General features: G+C 37.5%; 11 protein-coding genes and 1 pseudogene. 11 read left to right on the top strand and 1 reads right to left on the bottom strand.

Going from position 1 to position 22,694, the window contains the following annotated elements; genetic code table 11:
- Positions 1-32: 32 nt before the first annotated feature.
- The 3 genes from PWU04_RS06095 (at position 33) to PWU04_RS06105 (ending at position 3,868) form a co-directional block, all read left to right on the top strand.
- Entirely contained in the window at positions 33-1,220 is a 1,188-nt protein-coding gene (locus PWU04_RS06095) for a phosphoglycerate kinase (RefSeq protein WP_274474997.1), read from the top strand.
- A gap of 78 nt (positions 1,221-1,298) precedes the next feature.
- A complete protein-coding gene (locus tag PWU04_RS06100) occupies positions 1,299-2,861 on the top strand; it encodes a LysM peptidoglycan-binding domain-containing protein (protein ID WP_274474999.1) in 1,563 nt (520 codons plus the stop codon).
- 29 nt (positions 2,862-2,890) lie between these two features.
- On the top strand, positions 2,891-3,868 hold the full coding sequence (locus tag PWU04_RS06105) for a DUF4837 family protein (protein WP_274475000.1): 978 nt from the start codon (positions 2,891-2,893) through the stop codon (positions 3,866-3,868).
- Positions 3,869-3,940: 72 nt separating this feature from the next.
- Here the strand turns inward: PWU04_RS06105 and PWU04_RS06110 are convergent, their stop codons facing one another.
- The gene (locus tag PWU04_RS06110; RefSeq protein WP_274475001.1) at positions 3,941-4,126 is read right to left on the bottom strand and encodes a Sec-independent protein translocase subunit TatA/TatB; all 186 of its coding nucleotides are present in this window, start codon (positions 4,124-4,126) and stop codon (positions 3,941-3,943) included.
- Between the two features lie 119 nt (positions 4,127-4,245).
- On the opposite strand from PWU04_RS06110, the gene PWU04_RS06115 reads away from it, so the two are divergent.
- The 8 genes and pseudogenes from PWU04_RS06115 to PWU04_RS06150 all read left to right on the top strand — a co-directional run.
- Entirely contained in the window at positions 4,246-5,115 is an 870-nt protein-coding gene (locus PWU04_RS06115) for a M23 family metallopeptidase (protein ID WP_274475002.1), read from the top strand.
- Positions 5,116-6,624 (top strand): GH3 auxin-responsive promoter family protein, encoded by a 1,509-nt coding sequence (locus tag PWU04_RS06120; RefSeq protein WP_274475004.1) that lies wholly within the window; start codon positions 5,116-5,118, stop codon positions 6,622-6,624.
- Positions 6,625-6,644: 20 nt separating this feature from the next.
- Positions 6,645-8,243 (top strand): helix-turn-helix domain-containing protein, encoded by a 1,599-nt coding sequence (locus PWU04_RS06125; RefSeq protein WP_274475005.1) that lies wholly within the window; start codon positions 6,645-6,647, stop codon positions 8,241-8,243.
- Positions 8,243-9,403, top strand: coding sequence for a tetratricopeptide repeat protein (locus tag PWU04_RS06130; RefSeq protein WP_274475007.1), 1,161 nt, complete (start codon positions 8,243-8,245; stop codon positions 9,401-9,403). Before PWU04_RS06125 ends, PWU04_RS06130 begins: the two co-directional genes overlap by 1 nt.
- A gap of 162 nt (positions 9,404-9,565) precedes the next feature.
- Positions 9,566-16,105: a choice-of-anchor J domain-containing protein gene (locus tag PWU04_RS06135; protein ID WP_274475008.1), complete on the top strand. Its 6,540-nt coding sequence runs from the start codon at positions 9,566-9,568 to the stop codon at positions 16,103-16,105.
- Positions 16,106-16,187: 82 nt separating this feature from the next.
- The gene (locus PWU04_RS06140) at positions 16,188-17,120 is read left to right on the top strand and encodes a PorP/SprF family type IX secretion system membrane protein (protein ID WP_274475009.1); all 933 of its coding nucleotides are present in this window, start codon (positions 16,188-16,190) and stop codon (positions 17,118-17,120) included.
- Between the two features lie 20 nt (positions 17,121-17,140).
- Positions 17,141-19,012 carry an OmpA family protein gene (locus PWU04_RS06145; RefSeq protein ID WP_274475011.1) on the top strand — a complete coding sequence of 624 codons (1,872 nt, stop codon included), beginning with the start codon at positions 17,141-17,143 and terminating at the stop codon, positions 19,010-19,012.
- Between the two features lie 120 nt (positions 19,013-19,132).
- Positions 19,133-22,694: pseudogene (locus tag PWU04_RS06150) on the top strand (hypothetical protein); the annotation flags it as partial.

The following is a 22,694-nucleotide window of genomic DNA, read 5'->3' on the forward strand; positions in this document are numbered from 1 at the left end:
TAAACTATATTTGCAACTTTAAAATTTAAACTATGAAGACCCTAAACGATTTTAACTTTAAGGATAAGAAAGCTTTAATTCGAGTAGATTTTAACGTGCCATTGAATGCTGATTTTCAGGTAACCGATGATACACGTATTCAGTCTGCTAAGCCAACGATCATTAAAGTTTTAGAAGATGGGGGTAGTTGTATTTTAATGTCGCACCTAGGGCGTCCAAAAGGTGTTCAGGATGAATTCTCTTTACGTCATATTGTGAGTACAGTATCTGATGTGATTGGTGTGGAGGTAAAATTTGTTGATGCTTGTGTTGGTGAAAAGGCGGAAGAGGCTGCAAAGAACCTTAAGCCAGGGGAGATTTTACTATTGGAAAACTTGCGCTTTCACAGTGAGGAAACTATTGGAGACGAAGCGTTTGCTGAGCAATTGTCTAAACTTGGCGACATTTATGTAAACGATGCTTTTGGTACGGCACACCGTGCCCATGCCTCAACAACCATAGTGGCGCAATACTTTGCTGAAAACAAATGTTTTGGAGAGTTGTTGGCAAAGGAAATTGAAAGCATCGATAAAGTTTTAAAAACTGGTGAAAAGCCAGTGACGGCTATTTTGGGAGGGGCGAAAGTGTCTTCTAAAATCACCATTATAGAGAATATTTTAGACAAGGTAGACCACTTGATCATTGGTGGTGGAATGACCTTTACGTTTATAAAAGCACAAGGTGGGGCTATTGGAAGCTCTCTTGTAGAGGACGACAAATTGGAATTGGCAAATTCTATTTTGGAACAGGCTAAAGCTAAAGGGGTAGAAGTACATTTACCTGTAGATGCTGTTGCTGCCGATGCTTTTAAAAGCGATGCCAATACACAAATCGTTCCTGTTAACACTATCCCTGATGGATGGATGGGACTTGATGTCGGGCCGGAAACCGAAAAGCAGTTCGCCGATGTTATTGCTAAGTCTAAAACAATTTTATGGAACGGACCATTGGGTGTTTTTGAAATGGAAGCTTTTGCCAAAGGAACCATTGCCCTTGGCCATGCCATTGCCGATGCTACTAAGAATGGTGCTTTCTCGCTTGTAGGGGGAGGTGATTCTGTAGCGGCAGTGAAGCAATTTGATTTTCAGGATAAAGTGAGTTATGTGAGTACGGGAGGTGGTGCAATGCTTGAAAGTTTAGAAGGAAAAACACTACCGGGTATCGCTGCGATACTGAAATAAATCCGTATATTTATTAATAATCAGGACTTTATAATAACAAGTCCGGTACAGCGTTGTATTAAAATAACATAGTAGAGTATGCATTTTAAAACATCGGTATTGGCTCTTGCACTCTTTAGTGTAGGTGCCGTAGTTGCGCAAGATAGTTTGCAAAACAATACCAAAACCCAAAAAATTGTAGAGCTTACGGAGAACGATAGTGTTTTAGATGGAAATTCACTGGCCGTAAAGCCTATTAAAGCACACCAAGACAGCTTGGACATCAAAAATCTTAAAGATCATGTTATAGCTTCTGACTTGGATAACAAATGGTTGAAAGAATTGTACAGTATTACCCAATACGATACGCTTAATCCAACCATTGTAGATCTTCCCGAAGCGGAAATAGAATACCCAGAATTAAGTACAGATACACTTAAACATCGTTTAGAGCTTTTAAACGCTAAAACGCCTTTTAACGTAAGTTATAATCCGGTTTTGGAGAGCGTTATTAAGTCGTATCTAAAAAACCGAAGAAAGTCTCTGCAGCGTTTAATGACGCTGAGTGAGTTCTATTTCCCAATGTTTGAAAAGGAAATGGATAATTACAATATTCCTTTGGAGATGAAGTATCTTGCTATTGTAGAGTCGGCGCTAAACCCAAAAGCAAAATCTAGGGTTGGAGCTACCGGGCTTTGGCAGTTTATGTTCTCCACCGGAAAGATGTATGGATTGGAAGTGAGTAGTTATGTAGATGAGCGTAGCGACCCTATTATGTCTACAGAAGCAGCTGCTAAGTACCTTTCAAAATTATATGAAATTTTCGGGGATTGGGATTTGGCTTTGGCGGCTTATAACTCCGGACCTGGAAATGTAACCAAGGCAATCCGTCGTTCTGGAGGATACCAAAATTATTGGAACTTAAGAGGGTTTCTGCCTCGTGAAACAGCAGGTTATGTGCCAGCGTTTTTGGCTACAATGTACATTTTTGAGTATGCTGAAGAACATGGGTTTGAAAGAGACCTTAAACCTGAGTTTGCTTATTTTGAAACGGATACGGTTCGTGTTAAGCAGATGATCACACTAGATCAGGTTTCTGAAGTTACAGGTGTTAATATTGAAGCACTACAGTTTTTGAATCCATCTTATAAATTGGATATCATTCCATATATCAAGGATGAAGACTATGTGTTGCGCTTACCTAAAACCGTTGTAGGGCCATTTGTTGCTAACGAAAAAGCGATTTATTCTTATGCCAAAGCTGAATTTGATAAACGTGAAAAACCGCTACCTCAGTTTTTTGAAGCGGAAAGCAGAATACGATACCGTGTAAGATCTGGCGATTACCTTGGGTTGATTGCAAGAAAGTATGGGGTTCGAGTGAGCCAAATTAAACAGTGGAATGGTTTAAGAAGTAATAATATTAGAGTAGGGCAAAGGTTAACTATTTACCCTAGAAAACCGGTTGCTAGTGTTGCATCTGTTTCAAAATCAAGTAACAGTTCTAATAGTGAAAAAAACTATACTGTGAAGAAAGGAGATACCTTATGGAGCATTGCACAAAAATTTCCTGGAATTTCCATTCAGAATTTAAAAGATTGGAACGATATTAGTGGTAGTAACCTTAAACCGGGAATGACGCTAAAATTATCTAAAGCTTAAATAGAAAGTTCCCAATAAACCTAACCATTATGCGACACATTTTTTTGTTGGGGTTGATGCTTATTACAGTTTTTGGCTGTAAAGATGGAAAGTCAGCTTCAAGAAGAATTATTCCAGAGTCATCAGGAAACATTAATAGTCTATCTGTAGTTGTAGATAATGATCTATGGCAAGGAGAAGTAGGAGAGGCCATAAGAAGTATTCTCGCTGCTCCAGTTGATGGATTACCACAAGATGAGCCTTTGTTTACAATCAATCAAATGCCTCCATCTGTGTTTTCCGATTTTGCAACAAAAAACAGAACGATACTTAAACTGGAGAAAAGTGATAGTGCCAGTGTAAAAATTATTAACGATGTATTTGCACGACCACAAAAGGTAGTTGTTGTTAGTGGGAGCACTAATCAACAGTTTATTGAGTTACTTACTAAGAACGCAACCAAAATTGTGGAGGCGTTCAAGAATGAAGAAATTAAAGAAAAACAACGTCGAATCTCCCTATCATTACATGATTTAGGAGACATTAAAAAGGACTTGGGTGTTAATCTTAAATTTCCAACCGCTTACAGGATAGCTAAAAATGAAAATGGTTTCTTTTGGATAAGAAAGGATATTACAACAGGAACCCAGAATATTATGCTCTTTGAGTTGCCTAGGCATGCCATTACTCGTAATGATAGTGTTGTGAACCAAATTATAAAACTTAGGGATTCCATTGGTAAAGTACATATTCCTGGACCAACAGATGGAAGTTACATGATTACCGAAAAAGCCTATGCTCCTTATGTTTTTGATGGTATTATAGACAACAAACCCACTATAGAAACCAAAGGACTATGGGACGTTAAAAATGCTTTCATGTCTGGTCCATTTGTTAACTATATAATAGATGATGAAGCTAATAACCGTTTATTGGTTATAGAAGGATTTACTTTTGCTCCTTCGGTAGAAAAGCGGGATTATATGTTTGAATTGGAAGCTATAATGAAGTCTATACAATTGAATTAATAGAACCTTTAAGATATAAAAAAACCCGACAAATATTTGTCGGGTTTTTTTATATCTTAAACTGGTAAGTAATTAATCCTTTTTGTTTGAAGCTGTATCGTCTTCATCTTTGCTTGCATCCTTGAATTCCTTGATGCCGCTTCCTAGACCGCGCATTAGTTCTGGGATTTTTTTCCCGCCAAATAACAATAATACCAATACAGCAATCATTACATATTGCCAAGGACCTATAACCAAAAATGTTCCTAATAAACTCATTGTGATGTTTGTTTAGGCTACAAAGTTAATAATATAAACTCAAATAATGTTCTTTTAAGTTAACTTTAGTATTAGCGAAATCGGAGGATGCTGTTATTTTTAACTAATTTTGTGTTCGCATGAACCAGAAAAAGAATAAGACAAAGAAGATTACAAAAAAGTTACTGCATAAGTATCGTTTGGTAATTTTAAACGAAGATACTTTTGAAGAACGATTATCGTTGAAATTAACGCGCTTGAATGTGTTTGTTTTGGTGTCGCTGTCTTCTATTTTACTAATCGCATTGACAACCGTGCTAATAGCGTTTACACCTCTTAGGGAGTATATTCCAGGCTATTCGTCGACTTCATTAAGAAAAAAAGCAACGACATTACTCTATAAAACCGATTCATTACAGCAGGTAGTTAATATGAACGAGCGCTACTATGCTTCCATAAAAAAAGTACTAACTGGTGACGTGAGTTCAAAAGGATTCAACAGGGACTCGCTAACAGAGGCCATTAAGTTAGAGGTTAGTGAAGTTGATTTAAAACCAAGTAAAGAGGATTCTTTATTAAGGGAAAAAGTAGACAAAGAGGATAAGTACAACTTTTTTGAAACCGCTACATCTTCGGCAAATTTTGTGTTGTTTCCCCCTGTTAGCGGAACTATATCAGATATATACAATCCTAAGGATAAACATTTCGCTGTAGATATAGTTGTTGCTAAAGACACTCCAATAAAGGCCGTAGGAGACGGAACCGTTATTTTTGCAGAATGGACAACCGATACAGGTTATGTAATTATATTAGAACACAGTCATGGATTAATTTCGGTATACAAACACAATGCTTCATTAACAAAAAATCAAGGCGATTTGGTTAAAGCTGGAGAGGTTATTGCCATTGCTGGTAATACTGGAGAACTAACAACCGGACCGCACTTACATTTTGAGCTATGGAGTGATGGCTATCCGGTAAATCCAACTAATTTCATTGATTTTAAATAAATGATATCATTAAAATCGGCATTGGCAAAACCCTTTGCAAAACGGGTATATAAATCCATAAAGAAATGGAGCAAGAATCCTGTGGAAACTCAGGAGAAGGTGTTCCAAGAGTTAATTTCTACAGGTGCGGGCACTGTATTTGGAAAGGATCATGATTTTGTGAGCATTAATTCGCATTACGATTTTACAAAACGTGTACCCGTTCGTGATTACGAAGCGTTACGACCCTATGTGGATAGAGTTGTTGCAGGTGAGAAAGATATTCTCTGGAAAGGGAAGCCTATTTATTTTGCTAAGACTTCTGGAACCACCTCTGGTGCGAAGTATATTCCAATAACCAGAGACTCTATGCCGAGTCATATTGAGGCGGCAAGAAACGCAATTCTGATGTATGTTCATGAAACGGGAAATTCAAGTTTTGTAGATGGTAAAATGATATTTCTTCAGGGAAGTCCTGTTTTAGAAGAGAAAAATGGAATACAGCTAGGGCGTCTTTCAGGTATTGTGGCTCATTATGTGCCAAAATATCTACAAAGAAACCGAATGCCTAGTTGGGAAACCAACTGTATTGAAGATTGGGAATCTAAAGTAGATGCCATTGTTGAGGAAACTTTAGTTGAAGATATGACCATTATTTCTGGGATTCCTCCATGGGTTCAAATGTATTTCGAAAGAATAATTGAAAAAACAGGAAAACCTGTTGGCGAAGTTTTCCAGAATTTTGAATTGTTCATATATGGGGGCGTAAATTTTGAACCTTATCGAGCAAAATTCGAAAGTTTGATTGGGAGAAGAGTTGATAGCATAGAGTTATATCCTGCTAGTGAAGGATTTTTTGCATTTCAAGATTCACAAACTGAAAAGGGAATGTTGTTACAACTTAATTCAGGTATTTTCTATGAATTTATTAAGGCTGAAGATTTTTTTGACGATAACCCAACTAGAATTACCATTAAAGATGTAGAGCTTGAAGTAAACTATGTTATGATTGTGTCGACTAATGCCGGACTATGGGCTTATAATGTAGGAGATACAGTTGCTTTTACATCTCTTAAACCATTTAGAGTTGTTGTTACTGGGCGCATAAAGCATTTTATTTCTGCTTTTGGTGAGCATGTTATAGGTAAAGAAGTTGAGCAGGCTCTACAGGATGCATTAGCCAACACCAATATACAGGTTTCTGAGTTTACTGTAGCGCCACAGATAACTCCAAAGGAAGGTTTACCCTATCACGAATGGTTCATCGAATTTGAAGAGACACCAGCTGATTTAAATGAATTTTCATCAATAGTTGACCAATGTTTGAGAAAGCAGAATAGCTATTACGATGATTTGATTGTGGGCAAAGTGCTAAAACCTTTGAAAGTCAAAGTTGTTCAACCAGAAGGCTTCCAAAAATATATGAAATCCATTGGAAAATTGGGGGGACAAAACAAATTACCTCGATTAGCTAATGATAGAAAGATCGCAGATGCTCTGGAAGAAATAGGCGTCTTGATTAACAAATAAAAAGGCAAAATAAAACTTTAGTGCAAAACCAACGCTTATTATCCAATAATGGAAAAAATAAACTTTTTAGTGGGCTTAATAGCTTTCTACTTATCTCGTTTGTTTTTTTTACGGGCGTTTTACAATCTCAAACGGAGCAACTTTTAAACAAGGCTGAGGAATTTATATACTATAATCCAGACGAATCTATTAAAATTGGAGAACATTTACTTTCCTCATCATCCAACGATTCATTTAAGGCTTCATTTTTCAATATACTATCAGAGGCATATTACGTTAAAGGAAATTGGAATGCAGCAATACAGAAGGCTTTCTATAATGGAGATCATTTAATCACACAGAATCCAATAACGGAAGTAGAGAACAATCTTTTAAGAGCAAAGTTATTTAGGTTTCTTTACCTTGATAAGCAATCTGAGGAATGTCTTTATAAAGCCAAATTAGCATCAGAATTAATAAATTCAGAGCGAAAAAAAGATTCATTAAAGGTGCTTTTCGTATTTGAAGAGGCTGCAAAATATATTGAAAGACAAGAAGCCCAAAAGGCTTTCGACATTTTGGTTGACTTGAAGAAAAGCAATAAAACTTTCTTGGAAAACAGTCTTTTATTAGCTCAAAAGTTTGATATCCTTAAGGGAAGAGCTCTAAAGAATATTTTTGAGCTGGACTTCGCAGAAACTGCTTTTAACTCTGCATTATCTCGTTTGGAGGCTCAAAACAATCTTAATTTTTTTGATGCAGGTGAAATTTTGAACGAGTTAGGTTATCTCTACTTACAGCAAAAGCGTTACTTAGAGGCAGAAGCTGCTTTCCTTAAAGCCTTAGAGTTTGGAGAGAAACTTAATAATATCCCATTGTTGGAAAAGATTAACTTAGGCTTGGCACGAACTTATTTAGCTGTAAACGATAAGGAGAAACACGGAGAATTTAATGCAAAAGTTTTACTTATATCTAGTGAGTTAGAGCAATTGGAACAAGAGGCTATTAATACATCATATAGTTTGTTAACAGCTGAATATCAATATAGTTTTAAGCAAGTTAAAGATAAACATAGCTATTACTTTTATGTTACATTAGCTTTGTTGTTTGTTGTATTGTTATTTGCTGTTGTTGTATTTTACAAAGGTATTTCGCAAAAAAGGAAATTAAGTGAGATAATCAATTATCTTGAAGTTAGCAGAAAACAGTTGCTTAGTAGTACTTCAAAAAAGAAAAAAGTAGTTAAAAAACTATCTATTCCCGATGAAACAGAACAACTGCTAATCGCTAAATTAAAAAGATTTGAAAAGTCAACTAAATATCTAAATAAAGAAATGTCTTTAGCGTTACTTGCTGGCAACTTTGAAACTAATACAAAGTACCTTTCAGAGGTGATAAACAGGCATTATGGAGACAATTTCAATACATACATAAATAAACTCCGTATTAATTATATTATTGATAGATTAAAGAACGATCCTAATTACATTCATTATAAAATTAGTTTCCTTGCCGAAAAAGGGGGATTCTCATCTCATAGTACATTTGCTACGGTTTTTAAAACTATTGTAGGGATGACTCCAGTTACCTTTATTAATCTGTTAAGGGAAGAAAAGGAGCAAAATAGCGATACGAATTAATGAACGTAACTCAAACATATGCTATAATCATTGTTTTTTTCCTAAGCTTTTGGCAGGGAAATACAAGAACCCACATACACCAGAAGGATATAGATAGCATTCTTAACAGGGCCATTAATGAAATTTATGAAGACCCCAATAAAGCTATAGAAATGGGCTTGGAGGTCTACAATAATCAAAATTACGAAATCAATACCCGTATAAGGGGGTTGGTGCTAGTGGCCACAGCATATGGAGCTAAAAGAGATTACCAAAAGGCTTTGAGTTTAATGGTTGAGTCCAATGAACTTATTCAAGGGGTTGACGATGTAGAGCTCAAAGTGGACGTACTTTGGAGAACAGCTACTTTTTATCAACAATTGCGGGTTTTCGATAAGGCTATACAGTTTCTGGATGAAGCTGAGCGTTTAGCTTTAGATAAAAATAATCGACAAAAATTAGGATCTTATCTGCCAAGTATATATGCTGTGAAAGGCCTTGTTTATAAGGACAAGTTGAGCTGTGATATAGCTCTGGAGTTTTTTGAAAAAAGCCTGAAAGAGTATTGGAAGACAAGTGGAAACACTGATAATTTTCGGAACAGAAGTGTTGTGCAATACAATAGAGGTAACTGCTTTATCCTTTTGGGAGACTACAAATCTGCAATTGAAAGTTATAATGCAGCCATAGAATTGGCAGAAACAAGAGGGGCTAATAGCCTTGTAGCTTTTGGATTGAAAGGGTTGGCGGAAGTTTACACATTAGAAGGAAACTACCAAGAGGCAATAGGGTTTTTAAACACGGCGCTACAACTTTCTGCTACAGTGGGAGACCTTGTATTGAATAGGGAAATTTATGAAGGACTTTATGAAAACTATCTGGCATTAAACGATAAAGAAAAATATCAAAAATACTCCGAGCTGTTTTATAAAACTCAACTTAAGGTAAAAGAGTTAGAAAGAGCATCAATAAGTAATTCAATTACCGATTTTTCTAAGGCAATACAAAAACAAAAACAACAGGCAAAAAGAGACATTAAATTCAATTTGTTAGTTGTGCTAATTGCTATACTTATTGTCATTTTTACGGTTATTATTATTAAAAGAAAAAATGACAAAATTGTTAAATCACTCAAAATAGCCATTGAAAACCTTCAAAAAACAAAGCTTTCAAAAGGCTAACCAATTTTACTGCTTTTAATCTTTAATAGATTGTATTTTAGGATTTTATGTTTAAATTTAGTTTTTCGATTTTCAGGAAATACTAAATACCCCTATATATATTAAGGTTAATGAATAGTTAACTTTCACGCCATTTAAAGTTTAAACCGAAAAGGGAAAAGCATGAGAAACAATCAACAACTAATCTTGGTAATAAGTCGTTTATTGCCATTTAGATTACGGTGGAACTTCACCAGATCCTTACAGGGTCAATTTAAAAATCAACCAATTCGCCTTTTAACCTCTCTAGCATTTTTTATGTTGGTTAGCTTACAAGGCTTTGCACAATTACCGACAGAATCTTTCGAAAGCGGTGTGCCTGCAGATTGGACTATTATTAATAATAGTATAGGTACTTCTGACTGGGGTGCAACCACAGATGGTTATTTGGGGACAAACGCTGTTACAGTAGATCCTTCTGCAGATAATATTGGAGACCAGAATACAGCAGAGTATTTTTTGGTTACTCCACAAATTACCATACCGGCAAATGGTGAGATTCACTTCTTTACCAAACAAGGTGATGCTGCTGATAATGGTACCATTTACGAATTGCGTTTATCTACGGCAAACCAACCAGATGTAAATGGTTTTAGTGTGCTTTTGGATTCATGGACTGAAGCAGACTTAAACTCTGGTTCGCAAACAGCTTACGAAGAAAAGGTTGTTGAATTCCCTGATCTTCCTGCAATTCCGGTTTATGTTGCTTTTGTAGCCATCAATACTCAAAATGGCGCAACACCAACTGGTGATGCTTGGTTTGTTGACGATGTAAGTGTTATAGAGGGGTGTTCAGCTGTTGTTGAAGATACTTTTGTTATTGAAAACATTACTCCTGAAGGAGCCGACTTATCCTGGTCGCATCCTACGGCTACTAATTTTGAAGTTCAAGTGATTCCTGCTGGAGGCGTTCCTGCAGATACAGGAGGCGTTCCTGTATCAGGAAGCTCTTTGACAGTTGACGGATTGGATAGTAGTACTGCCTTCGATGTTTACATCCAAGCAGTTTGTCCTAACGGGTCAGTTAGTGATTTGAGCGGACCTTTTAACTTTACAACACTAAATTTAGGAACCTCTTGTGATTTTCCTATAGTTGTTCCAGATGTTTTATCAGGAACACCTTATGTTTTAGCAGATAACTTGGCTAATTATGGCAACCCTGATGTTGTGTATGATGATGCAGGAACAGGTTGTGTTGCAAACCCGGGAGGTGCTAACGGATTAAACGGAGACAAGATATTTTTAAGTTACACGGCAACTCAAGATGCCTTGATAACTATAACACAAGATGTTTCAGTTACATTGCCAGAAGGAAACTGTTGGAATGATAATACAACTGTTTACATCTATGATGGCTGTTCAAATGTTGGAGTAAGCTGTCTTGATGGTACTTATACAACAGGAGGTATACAACAAAATCAGATAGAGAACTTTTTGGTTCAGGCGGGACAAACCTATATTATCGTAGTATCGGCACCTTATGCTCCAGGAGCAGGCATTTGTTTTGAGTTGGAGATTGAAGGCTCTTCTTGTGCTGCGCCTTCAGGAATCACTTATGATGATTTAACCGAAAATAGTGTCCTTTTTTCTTGGGATAATGTTGGAGGTTTTGCAGATTCATGGGAGTATACTACTGTACCAACCGGAAATCCAGAACCAACTGGTGCTGGAACTGCTACTGCAACAAATGTTGACAACTTAATCAATACCGGTTTGGTTGCAGGAACAACTTACGATTTTTATGTAAGATCTGTTTGTGGTGGTACGTCAAGTGAATGGAGTGCTCCATTTACATTTACTACACAATGTACAACTTTCGATACGCCTTACTCTACAGAATTTGCTAGTGTAAATTCAACAACTCCTGAACCATGTTGGAACATTATTGATGTCAACATGGATTTGTCAACATGGAAATACTCTTTTGGATATGCATCTATATCTACAGGAACTAACCAAGGAAATAACAATGATATTTTCGTGTCTCCAAGAATAAACTTCACTGGACCACAAAAGAGATTGCGTTTTAAACAACGTAACGCTTCAGGTGTTTCTACCTATTCTATTTGGGTGTCAACTACAGGTGTTGGTGCAGATAACTTTACGACTCAAATTTATCCGGAAACAGAGATATCTACTGGTTTTAACTGGGAGGAAGTAATTGTTAACATACCTACTTCGGTTACAGGAGAAGTTAATATTGGATGGGTTGTTTCACCTAATGCCAATGAAACTGCAAACAGTTTAAACATTGACGATGTTGTTGTAGAAGATATTCCGGCTTGTCCTAATCCTTTAGACATTACGGTTGACAATATTACTGGAACTAGTGCCGATATTTCTTGGACTCAAGGCTTTGAAGAAACCCAATGGGAAATAGCTATTCAAGATGCTGGAACTGGAGAGCCTACAGGTTCTGGAACCTTGGTAACTGAAAACGATCCTTATCAAGCTATAGATTTATTACCTGCGCATCAATATGAGGTTTATGTAAGAGCGTATTGTAATTCTACCGAACAGAGTGAATGGATTGGTCCAGTAAGCTTTGAAACACTTTGTACTGTTTTTGATACGCCATTCTTTGAAAGTTTTGATGATGGTGACCCAAATACACATAAATTCTGTTGGAGTACCAACAATGCTAATATGGATAATGGTCAATGGGCTATTGCTCCAAATTTTGCAACTACGCAAGCGCCATTCTTTTTCCCTCCAACTAGTTTTGATGATTGGTTAATTTCTCCTGCTATAAACGTAGATGGTGTTAAGGAATTGAAGTTCGACTACCGTTCGGCATTTTCATTTTTCTTCCCAACCACTAGGTTTGGTCTTGAGGTATTAATATCAACTACGGATACAGACCCATCAAGTTTTACCGTAATAGAGCCATACTTCGAGTTTACGAATACGGTCTTCCAAGAAAAATCTGTATTATTTGAGGCGACAGGTACTGTTTATATTGCCTTTAGAATACCTCCAGAATTTTCTACAGCAGAAGGTTATTCTGTTTTGGATATAGATAACGTGAGCATTAACGATGCTCCTAACTGCCCGATGCCTTCAGATATTCAGGTGAGTGGAATAACCCAAAACGCAGCAGATATTACCTGGACAGCAGGATTTAATGAATCAAGTTGGAACATCGCTTTACAGCCTGCTGGAACAGGAGTTCCTCCTGTATCTTCAGAAAACACTTTAGCAACAGGTTATTCTGTATCAGACTTAGAGCCGGCAACAACTTACGAAGTATATGTTCAAGCGGTTTGTGATTCGGAAAATAGTGAATGGGTTGGGCCTGTAACTTTCACAACCCTATGTGAAGCCTTTACAACACCGTTCATAGAAACCTTTGACTCAGACTCTATGACTGAGGATTGCTGGAGAATTGTTGATGATAACGATGATAACCAAAGTTGGCAAATGGACAGCGCTGTATACCCTTATGAAGGAGACCAATCTGCAGCTATGTTTACTGGACAAAATGGTGCTAATGAGGACTGGTTAATTTCTCCTACAATTACTGTTACTGCTAACCAAAGGCTACGTTACTATTACAGAGTTAATGATAGTTTCTTTACTGAGGATTTAGAGGTATTGTTGTCTACCAACGGAATCAATATCGAAGATTTTACAACGGTACTTTACGATTCTGATAATGATCCTGTTATCATTAATAACATGGTGTATTTGGAAAAGATTATTAACCTTCCTGATGGTATCACCGGAGATATTAATATTGCCTTCCATGTGCCTTATTTTGAAAGTACAGGGCCTTACAGAGGACAGTTGCTGTTTATTGATAACGTAGTTATTGAAGATATTCCAGAATGTCCAGAGCCATCAAACATAATGGTAAACAACATTACCGATACCACAATTGATGTAAGTTGGGACGCTAACGGTTCTGAAACCAGTTGGGAAATTGCAGTATTGCCTTATCAAGAAGATGCACCTGTTGGAGACGTAGATCCACAATATCTTTATACTGCAACAGCGTCGCCTTATACCGTAACGGGTTTAGATGCTGCTACTAAATATGAAGTTTATGTTCGTGCCGTTTGTGATGATGACACCAATAGTGAATGGATAGGCCCAGTTGAGGTAAATACCAAATGTAGCTTTGATAATTTATGTCAATATACCTTTACTTTAACAAGTGATGTAAACCTTTCCGCTTCAATAGATGTTTATCAAAATGAAGAATTAGTGCAATCATTACCTTTTGATGGTAACCCAGCCGGTGAGTTTACTGTATTCCTATGTACAGGTGTAGAATTTTCTCTATACTTTGAAACCTTGGGTACAGCACAGTCTCAATACGACAATTTCCAAGTCTCTATAGAAGATTACTTAGGAAATAATGTATATACAAGTCCAATGGGTGTTGGCCCTTTAAAAACATTCATTTATACTGATGTGGCTGAATGTGGTCCAGTGTCTTGTCCACAGCCGACAGACTTAACAGCTAGTGCTACTTCAGTTTTATCTTGGACTGCCGGTGGTAGTGAAACGCAATGGGAGGTAGCCATTCAGCCTATTGATAATGGAACACTTCCTCAGTCTGGTACTATTGTTAGCACCAATTCATATTCTCCAACTGCAGATGATTTCTTCTATGATAATGCTGCAACTTATGAATTTTACGTAAGAGCAATTTGTGGTGATGATGATAATAGCTACTGGTCAGGACCTTATGATTTTGTCAGAAATGATGATGCTTCAACGGCATTAGCCCTTCCAATTAATGAGGACCTAAACTGTGTAGAATCTGCTTTCGATGTTTCGTTTAGAAATGCATCTGTATCCTCAGAAGCTATAACTTGCCCTGTGACAAATCAAGCTGATGTATGGTTCCAGTTTACAGCAACTTCTAGAATACATATTATAGAAGCCAATGATTTTCCGGGAAGTTTCTATGTTTCATCTGGGGAAGAGCCTTTCCCTTTCATTACAATGACATTGTATCATGAATTAGGAGATGGAACATTGGAAGAATTGAGCTGTAGCGATGATAATGTAATTGTTGCTAGCTATTCATCAGAACTTGTGGTTGGTGATTCATACAAGGTTAGAATTACACTAAATGATCCAGCTGTAAGCACTAAGAAATTTAAGGTTTGTCTTACAACTCCTGAAGATCTGTGTGCTTTTAATGCAGTTAACTACGATTTTGAAAGACAACCTTACAACGGACCTAGTGGTATTTATAGTATTAGTTCATCATTAGTTGTTCCGGGATGGAGAAAGAACATGGAAACAGAACATGGGCAATCCATCTTTATTTGGGAATCGTTAAACGCTCCAGGATTTACACCATATTCGGGAGGGCAGTGTATCCAATTAATTTCTGATGATCAGGAGTTTTACGATGAAAATGATCCTATTATAAGAGGTCTTTACAGAGAGTTCGATACTTCTGAAATTACTTTGATGGATTATAGTTTTGCTACTCAAGCAAGATTCGATGGAAATACAATCCAACTATATGCAGGACCGCCTCAAGGACCATTTACTTTGTTAGCTGAACAGGTTGGAGTTGTTGGTTCTTGGACATTAGTTAATGGTTCATATGAAGTGCCTGATGGGCAGGATGTAACAAGATTTATTTTTAGGGCTAAAAATTATGATATTGGTGTCCTATTGGACGCAGCTAATTTCATCCCTAACAATGATATAGAGCTTCTTTCTCAGGACCAGGTGGTAGATTGTAATAACCCTACGGCAGAACTAAATGCTGAGGGAACAGGAACTTGGACTGCAGATGAGAACAACCCAGGAGAGGTAATTATTTCAGACCCTAATTCAAAGGATATTACTGTTAGTGGGTTTACAGCTTCAGGAACTTATGTGTTTACTTGGGGAACGCGTTATTGTCAGGAACAAGTGTCTTTAGAATACAATGGTATTCCAGATGTTCCAACAGTAACATCACCAACAGAATATTGTTTGGGAGACGAGGCTGAGCCTTTAACAGCTACGCCTTCAGAAAACTACACTTTGTTATGGTATACTGAGCCAACTGGAGGTACAGGAGTTGAGGTTGCGCCTACGCCAGATACTTCTGTTACTGGTACAACAACCTATTATGTAGCCAATACAGATGCATCAACAGGATGTACAGGAGAGCGCATTGAGATTGTTGTAAACGTAAACCAGACTATTGTACCAGAAGTAGCCTTTAGTTACGAGACTGTTTGTGACAATGATTCAGACAATCCATTCCCGCAAACGGGAACAGATTTTACAACTGGAGGTATATTTAGCTCATTCGATTTAACAGTAGATTCAGACACAGGGGAAGTTGACTTGACAAATGTTGCTCCAGGTGTTTACGAAGTAACTTACACTTTTGATGGCGATTCTGTTAATTGTACTTTATCAGATAGTTATACAACAACAATTGAGATTACAGCTTGTAATATACCTCGAGGTATTTCTCCAAATGGTGATGGGGCAAACGACAGTTTTGTATTGAACGGTGTTCGTGAAGTACACATCTTTAACCGCTATGGAACAGAAGTTTACAAGTTTGTTGGAGCCTATACAGACCAATGGCATGGACAGTCTAATAAAGGAGACGATCTGCCAGATGGAACCTATTTCTATAGCATCACTAAGAATGATGGAAGTTCGGTAACTGGATGGGTATATATTATTAAATAACACAAATCATAATAGACAAAGGCAGTCTGCAGTAATACTGCTGCAGACTGTTAAAAATCAATAATTAAAAGACAGAATAGAGATGAAAAGAATATATTTTACACTCGCCTTTGCACTTGTTATGGTTATGAGTGTTAATGCCCAGCAAGATCCTCAGTTTACTCAATACATGTACAACATGAACGTAGTAAACCCGGCTTATGCAGGGTCTAAAGAAAGTGTTTCTGGAGGGGTGCTTTACCGTTCTCAATGGGTAGGTATTGACGATGCTCCAAGAACAGCTACTTTAAACCTGCACAGCCCTGTGGGTAAAAATGTAGGACTTGGGTTTTCGGTAATTTCAGATCAAGTAGGTCCTGTAGAGGAAACAAATACCTATGCAGACTTCTCATACACCATTAAACTTGGTGGTGAGCACAAACTGGCATTGGGGTTGAAGGCTGGAGCAACATTCAATAAAATTGGATTGTACAGTGATATAGGTAATGGTTATGTGCCAGATCAAGATGATGCGTTTGGACAGGATACCAATAACACTTTTTTAAATGTTGGTGCAGGACTCTTTTACTATACCAACAAGTATTATGTGGCATTTTCTGTGCCTAATATGTTAGATGGTACTTATTTAGACCTTACTGATAATGGTGAAAATTATGAGTTCGGTACAGAAACCCAACACTATTTCCTTACTGCTGGTTATGTTTTTGATATAGGAACGAATACCAAGTTTAAGCCTTCATTTTTGATGAAGTCGGCGTTTAATGCACCTCTTTCATTAGATGTGTCTGCAAATGTCTTATTTAACAATAAATTGGAATTTGGAGCAACCTATCGTTTAGATGATTCTGTTGGAGCTTTGGTTAATTTTGCCATAAACCCATCTTTGAGAATTGGTTATGCTTACGATTATGTGACTTCTGCATTAGATGTATCAACATCTTCTTCGCATGAAATTATGTTATTGTTCGATTTGAACTTGTACAAAAAAGTAACTATTTCACCTAGATTTTTCTAACCGTAAAAAGGAATTAAAGAATGAAAAAAATATATATAACAGCTGGTATGCTTCTAGCAATGACAGCAAGTTTCGGTCAAAGTAAAATCACTGAAAAAGCTGATAAGCTCTATGAGGGGTATCAATACACAGATGCTATAGACGCCTATTTGGAAGTTGTTGATAAAGACCAAGCAGATAGCTATACCTATAAACAATTAGCCGATAGTTATTACCATGTGTTCAATACACAGGAAGCCGCCAAATGGTATGCAAAGGCTGTAGAAACACCTCAGGATGCTGAAACATATTATAGATATGCAGAATGCTTGAAGGCTCAAGGTAAGTATGAGGAAGCTAATCAGCAAATGGACAAGTTTGCGCAATTAAGCCCTAACGATCAAAGAGCAGCATCTTATCTAGCCAACCCTAATTACATTCCTAGTTTGGCCAGTAAAAGTGAAATGTTCGAGGTTGAAGGGTTAGACATAAACAGTGAAGGCCAAAGCGATTTTGGTGCTGTTCTCGCTAACGATGGGAATGTTTATTTTGTTAGCTCTAGGGATGGTTCTAATAAAACAGATAAGTGGACTAACGAACCGTATTTAGATGTTTACAAATCCACTAGAAATACCGATGGTTCTTTATCAGAGCCAAAGGCTGTTAAAGAATTGAATACAGCTTATCACGATGGTCCTATTTCTATTAGTTCTGATGGGAATACAATATTTTTTGCCAGAGGAGGACAGAATGATGAGCTATCCAAAAAAGACAAAAAAAATAAAGTAAAAGTTGCACAACTTGGTTTGTATATGGCAAAAAAGGTGGACGGTAAATGGACTAACGTTCAACCTTTACCAATTAATAGCCCAGATTATTCTGTTACACACCCAAGCTTAAGTGCCGACGGAACTACACTTTATTTCGCTTCGAATATGCCAGGAGGTCATGGAGGAACCGATATTTGGAAGATGAGTGTTAATGGTAACACTTTTGGTATTCCTGAAAACCTTGGGGACATGGTAAATACCCCAGGAAAAGAAGCTTTCCCAAATATCACAGAAGATAATGTGCTTTACTTTGCTTCTAACGGAAAACCTGGGCTTGGTGGATATGATGTTTTTATGGCAGATTTGTCAGCAGATAAAGATGCTGTTAATGTTGGAAAACCAGTTAACTCCAATAAGGATGACTTCTCTTTCAGTTTGAATGTTAGCCAAGGTATAGGATATTTTTCGTCAAACAGAAACGGTGTAGACAATATCTACATGGCTGTTCCCGTTTGTAAAGTTCAGGCAATTGCTGCTGTGACAGACCAAAAAACAAATTCAATATTGACCGATGTTCAAGTTGCTATTTTAGACTCACAAAGTAATGTAATAGCTAGTAAGCAAACAGATGTGAATGGTAAGGTTACATTTGATGTAGAATGTGATACCGAATATTCATTTAAAGTATCTCAGGATGGCTACGATACGGCTATGTTTACTGTTCCAGCAACTCATGGTGGAGAAGTTGTAATTGATGCTGCTATTGAACCAATGGAAGTTATTATTACTGATACAGAAGTTAAGCTTAAGGATATTTATTTCGAATTCAATAAAAGTAATATTACAGCTCAAGGAGCAGAGGAATTAGATAAACTGGTTAGGGCAATGAACAAGTATCCGGAATTGAAAATACTTGTTAAAGCTCACACAGATACCAAAGGTAGTGCTGCATACAATATGAAGCTGTCAGAAAAAAGAGCTCAATCTACAGTACAATATGTTATTTCCAAAGGCATAAGTAAAGACAGAATTACAGGAAAAGGTTTTGGTAGTTCGGAACCTAAAATTGATTGTGCTTCTAACTGTACTAAAGATCAGGATGCTCAAAATAGAAGATCTGAGTTCATGATTGTTAAAAAATAGTAAAGTTGTAGAGCGACTTTTAAATTATTTATAGATTTGCACTTTCTTGGTAGTCAGCCTTTTATTACATAAATAAATGGTTGACTATCAACTTTTATAAAATCACCTAAGGAGAAGAAGATGTTGAAAAAGATTATTGCACTAGGATTATTACTAACTGGAAGTTTAACGGCTAACGCTCAAGAACCAAACGATTGTGTCAATGCAATTACAGTTTGTGGTAACGGTACGTTCAGTTCTAACGCAAGTGGAATTGGAAATATCCAAGAAGTTTCTGGATGTGGAGGATTTGAACACAATTCTATTTGGTTACAAATTAATGTTGTTCAAGATGGAACTTTGGGTTTTGATCTCATCCCTACCAATACAGACATTAACGTAGATTATGATTTTTGGGTATATGGTCCAGATGATCCGTGTAATAATTTAGGGAGTCCCATACGTTGTGCAACAACAAATCCAGCATTGGCAGGCTTACCTAACAACCATACAGGGATGTATTCAGGTACTGTTTTAACACAAACAGGCCCTGGAGCCAATGGGAATGGTTATGTGAGATGGCTAGATGTATTAGCAGGTCAGTCTTACTATATAGCTATAGATAGACCAGTAGGAGATGGAGGTTTTGAATTAACTTGGACAGGTACTGCCACAGAAGGTGATGGTGCTTTCCCTGAGCCTCCGAGTGCAAACGAAATAGATGATTTAAAAACCTGTAGCACTACACCTAATGTTGGTGTGTTCGATCTTAACTCAGTTAAGGCAGATATTAACCCAGATGCGGCAAACAACACTATTGTGTTTTACCCGTCATTGGGAGATGCTGTAGATGGTACTAATGCCTTATCAGGGATTATGGCCAACACGTCCAATCCTCAAACGGTTTATGCTAAGGTTGTAGATAATGTTTCGGGATGCTTTAGTTTAACCGAATTTGATTTAATAGTTTATCCTATCCCTACAGCGACAATTTCCGCTTCTGATTCTGCAGTATGTGAGGGAGAAGATGTTACCTTTACTTTTTCTGGTACCCCCGATGCAACCATCGTTTATACTATAAACAATGGACCTGATCAGGAAATAATTTTGGATGATGCAGGTAATGCTCAAATTACACAAAGCTTAACTGGCGACATAACTTTTGCATTAACAAATGCTAAGGTTGTAAATGCTGATGGTACAGTAGCATGTTCAGAGGTTTTGACAGATCAAGTTGTTGTGACCGTCAACGATGTGAATGTGCCAACATTGGTTTGGAGTACCTTGGAAATATGTGAAGGAGAAAACGTAGATCTATCATTTACAGGAGGTGAGCCAGATGCAATAATAACTTATACAATTAATGGAGGTGTTGAACAAACCCTTGTTTTGGATGCTTTTGGAAATTATGTATTGAACTTTCCTAACCTTGCAGTTTCAACAACTATAGAGCTCGTGTCAATTGAACAACCAACTACACCATTTTGTTTGGTTGACTTGGATATTTCCCAGACAATAATTGTGAACCCGGTTCCAGTAATCACAGATCCAGATCCAATGTTTACTTGTAGTGACGGTGTTAACCCAAATACGGGAGAGTTTGATATTTATAGCCAAAACAATATTATTACCGGTGGAGATGCAACCTTAACTGTGTCCTATTATTTAACTCAGTTATTGGCTGAAAATGGTAATCCGGCAGATGCATTACCTTCTCCTTACACTACCACGACGGCTACTCAAACTTTATATGTTAAAGTAGAAGCTCCGGGTGGATGTACTGAGTATACTACTTTAGATTTGAATGTGACCGATGCTCCTACGGTATATATACCAACTCCTCTTGAGTATTGTGATCCAGACGGTGACGGATTCGGCGTTTTTACCTTAAGTGATGCAGAAAATGAAATAACAGGAGGTGTCGCAGGTTTACAAGTGACCTATCACCTGAGTCAATCTGATGCAGAAAATAATTTAAACCCAATTTTTGACGATCCATATGTCAACGTTGCTTCATTCTCTCAGACGATTTATGTAAGGGTTGAGAATTTAAATGCTACTACAGAATGTGCTTCATATGTAGAGTTAGAGCTTATAGTAAATGAGTCTCCTCAAATTGTTCAACCAACACCTTTGAGTAATTGTGATGATAATGGAGATGGCTTGTCCCAATTTAATCTGCAGGACGCAGAAACGGAATTATTAAACGGCTTAGACCCAACACAATTTTCAATTACATATTTTGAAACCCAAGCTGATGCACAAACTGGAACAAACCCTATTTTAAATCCAACGGCATTTGTTAATTCAGCACCTAATTATCAGATTATTTGGGTTAGTGTAATAGCTAATTCATCAGGATGTTTGTCCATTACTACGCTTGATTTAGTTGTAAATTCTCTTCCACAAATAGGAAATCCAGCACCGGCTCTTTCTGTTTGTGATGACAACATTGCTGATGGTTATACTTCAATAGACTTGACCCTTGCAAATAATGATATTTCAGGAAGTGTGCCAGGTTATGCGGTAAGTTACCACCTAACCCAGGCCGATGCCGATAACAATTTAAATCCATTAACAATACCTTACACTAATATATCGAATCCACAGACTATCTATGCTAGGTTGGTTAATACGGCTACAGGCTGTCAATCTACTACAGCTTTGGAACTGTCTGTGCAAGGCGCTCCTGCAGCAATAATACCTCAACCTTATGAGGTATGTGACCCTGATGCAGACTGCTTTGCGGAATTCGATTTAACGACTTTGGATCAAGAGATTACAGCTGGAGATGTAACTCTAGGGGTAACCTACTACGAGACTATGGCTGATGCCCAGTTTGGTGCCAATGCTATAGATACATCTATATCTTATAGTAATATAGTTCCATGTCAACAAACGCTTTACGCCAATGTGGAGAGTACGACCATTGCTACAAATTGTCCTACAATCGTTGAGGTACAGCTTGTAGTTCATTCCGATCCACAAATTATAGATCCAACGCCGCTTTGGGCTTGTCAACAAGAGGTTGAGGGCTATGCGCCATTCAACCTTAATTTGAAAGAGGAAGAAATGCTAAATGGTCTGGATCCTTCCCAGTACTTATTTGGATATTATGAGACTCTAGCTGATGCTCAAAATGGTACAAATCCAATCGCACTTCCAGGCAATTACACAAATATTGTTCCCAATACTCAAACTATTTGGATCAATGTAGTGGATATCAGCTCCGGATGTACAACTATTACAACACTGGAGATAGTTGCCAATCCAGCACCAGAATTAGTACAGCCCACACCGATTAGCTTGTGTGATGTTAATAACCCTGGAGATGAGGTTGAGATATTTAATCTTCAGGACAGCGAGGAGGAGATCCTTAATGGGCAGACGGGTATTGCAATAAGCTACCATTTAACTTCGGAAGACGCTAATAATGGCATTAATCCACTTCCATTATTATATGAGAATATTTCCGGACAAAACCCTCAGACTATATATGTACTAGGGAAGAATCAAGATACGGAGTGTTACAGTATTGTAAGCCTGGACATCAGGGTAGAGCCATTGCCATCGCCGTCGGCGCCAATGCCAATGGAGTCGTGTGACGGTGACAACGACGGTTATGCGTTCTTTGACCTGTCCAGCCAGACGGACTACATCGAGAACAATGAGGCCAACGTGGTGATTACCTACCACGAGACCC

The organism is Mangrovimonas aestuarii, from assembly GCF_028767185.1.
Classification (GTDB): Bacteria; Bacteroidota; Bacteroidia; order Flavobacteriales; family Flavobacteriaceae; genus Mangrovimonas_B; species Mangrovimonas_B aestuarii.

What these genes read in the sequence shown, in the direction of transcription:
- PWU04_RS06095 (WP_274474997.1), top strand. Translation starts at nt 33, where the DNA reads ATGAAGACCCTAAACGATTTTAACTTTAAGGATAAGAAAGCTTTAATT.
- PWU04_RS06100 (WP_274474999.1), top strand. Translation starts at nt 1,299, where the DNA reads ATGCATTTTAAAACATCGGTATTGGCTCTTGCACTCTTTAGTGTAGGT.
- PWU04_RS06105 (WP_274475000.1), top strand. Translation starts at nt 2,891, where the DNA reads ATGCGACACATTTTTTTGTTGGGGTTGATGCTTATTACAGTTTTTGGC.
- PWU04_RS06110 (WP_274475001.1), bottom strand. Translation starts at nt 4,126, where the DNA reads ATGAGTTTATTAGGAACATTTTTGGTTATAGGTCCTTGGCAATATGTA.
- PWU04_RS06115 (WP_274475002.1), top strand. Translation starts at nt 4,246, where the DNA reads ATGAACCAGAAAAAGAATAAGACAAAGAAGATTACAAAAAAGTTACTG.
- PWU04_RS06120 (WP_274475004.1), top strand. Translation starts at nt 5,116, where the DNA reads ATGATATCATTAAAATCGGCATTGGCAAAACCCTTTGCAAAACGGGTA.
- PWU04_RS06130 (WP_274475007.1), top strand. Translation starts at nt 8,243, where the DNA reads ATGAACGTAACTCAAACATATGCTATAATCATTGTTTTTTTCCTAAGC.
- PWU04_RS06135 (WP_274475008.1), top strand. Translation starts at nt 9,566, where the DNA reads ATGAGAAACAATCAACAACTAATCTTGGTAATAAGTCGTTTATTGCCA.
- PWU04_RS06140 (WP_274475009.1), top strand. Translation starts at nt 16,188, where the DNA reads ATGAAAAGAATATATTTTACACTCGCCTTTGCACTTGTTATGGTTATG.
- PWU04_RS06145 (WP_274475011.1), top strand. Translation starts at nt 17,141, where the DNA reads ATGAAAAAAATATATATAACAGCTGGTATGCTTCTAGCAATGACAGCA.